General features: G+C 54.8%; 2 protein-coding genes. Both read right to left on the bottom strand.

What is annotated here, in order from left to right:
* Positions 1–944: IS4-like element ISApu1 family transposase (locus OKB81_RS20235; RefSeq protein WP_270697823.1), on the bottom strand; the 944-nt coding region annotated here is incomplete at its 3' end.
* A gap of 317 nt (positions 945–1,261) precedes the next feature.
* A complete protein-coding gene (locus tag OKB81_RS20240) occupies positions 1,262–1,633 on the bottom strand; it encodes a hypothetical protein (RefSeq protein WP_004099020.1) in 372 nt (123 codons plus the stop codon).
* Between the last annotated feature and the right edge of the window lie 131 nt (positions 1,634–1,764).

Below are 1,764 nucleotides of genomic sequence, written 5' to 3' on the forward strand. Positions count from 1 at the left end.
GATTTCCACTCTTTAAATAACAACTCCACCTGCCAACGGCAGCGATACAGGCTCATCACCTGCTCTGCTGACCATGCTGCTCGCGGTAGGTTCGTCATCCACAGACAGAACCGCTTTTCCTCAGCAAACCAGCGCCGGATCAACCGGTACTCGACCTGGCCGGACTTCACCACCATATCCAGTACCTCGGCCCGACAGCGTCGCCGTCCGGCCTCTCTCAGAGATAGTCCCGCCAGCTTGGGTACTTCCCGTCCATCACCGCGCCAGGCTTGGATTATCTTGGGGTTCAGGCTTTTCGTGCCGCGCACCAGATAAAATCCGCCAGCGTCGTTCACCTGCTCAAACCAAGCCCTGTCAATGTAACCTGCGTCAGCCAGCAGCAGGCAGTTGGTCAGCGTGTGGGCTTCAGGCAGAAATTGCCGTTCCCCTGCGGTATCGGCAGACACACTCATGCACAACGGGCTCTGCTCCGACAGTGACATGGTCATATGGCACTCGATAGCTGCCGGACTGATGGTCTTGAACCGGCCGGGAAAATCAGCAGCAAGGCGCCGATGCACCGCAAAGGAGGTGCCATCGTGCAGTAACACCTGCTTGAACGCGCCGAGGGAGGCTGCTTTGAGTTGATGGTCGATACGCAAGGCGATGGCCCGCTCGACCAGGGCTTTCATAAACAGGGCAAAGCTCTCTTTGCGCAGCTGATTGTGAAACGGTTTGTAAGAAACCTGATGGGTGTTTACCAGTTGCAAGGCATTGAAATGGCGGTGTAAACCGGCAATGTCATTGACCTGGTCGCCTCCCATGGCCCGCAGCAGTGCAGGTACGAGCATGGCTGGGGTAATGGCACGCTGACGCAGACAAAACTTGCAGAGCCGAGCAATGCGCTCGAGTGCGGCGGGAGCCAAGAGTTGCTCCAGATAGTAATTAGCGTTGATAATAGTCATAGGCTTCGCGCGTGTTGATTTTGTTTGGCGATAAAATCAGATCACAAACGAAGCCTTTTTTATATCTATTTCAATTGGTTGCCGCTAAAGATCCTGTACATGAGTGAGGGTTATGGTGGCTATATGCTGGATATTGCTATTCAGATGACAGCCATATGGGGAAGATTACAGGCGCCTGAAATAACAGCAGAGTATGGAGTGACTACCACGGCTGGAGGTTGGCACGGGCTGATCCCCTCTCCCTTTGGGAGAGGGTTAGGGTGAGGGGAGCTGGCTGACCGGGTGTAGCAACCAGGCGGCATTACACCGCTGAATCTTCAGTTATTGAAATTCCACGCGATCGGCAGTTCGACGTCGAAGATAAGTGCATCCCCGTCGAGGCGAAAGGCCAGGCTGGTCTGGTGCTGGTCGTATTCGTTGATAATCAGGCAGCTCTCGGCGAAGTTGGACTCGTAGTTGATATGGGCCACTCCTTCACGGCCGTCAGCGAGTTCGATGCTGAGCACCCGCAGCGGGTTCTCCTGACTGAGGTTGACCCGGGTGTCCCCCACGTCCACCAGCCGTTCCAGCAGAGGGAAGAAATCTTGTCTGTGGGTCGTTATGGCCTGGGTGATGGCCTGCTCCAGCTCAGCCTGGGTGGCGAAGGGGCCGCCGAGTGGGTAGCGGGTCTGGATCCTTTCCTGAGTCATTGCGTTTCCTCCTGAACTGAGATGTGGCAACAGTTTGGCCGCTGCAGTGACCTGTCATGTACAGGATCTTTAGCTACAACCAATTGAAATAGATAGAAAAAAGGCTTCGTTTGTGATCTGATTTAATCGCA

The organism is Aeromonas sp. QDB56 (genome assembly GCF_027705505.1).
Classification (GTDB): domain Bacteria; phylum Pseudomonadota; class Gammaproteobacteria; order Enterobacterales; family Aeromonadaceae; genus Aeromonas; species Aeromonas caviae.

Coding starts and splice junctions, on each gene's coding strand:
- OKB81_RS20240 (WP_004099020.1), bottom strand. CDS start 1,633: ATGACTCAGGAAAGGATCCAGACCCGCTACCCACTCGGCGGCCCCTTC.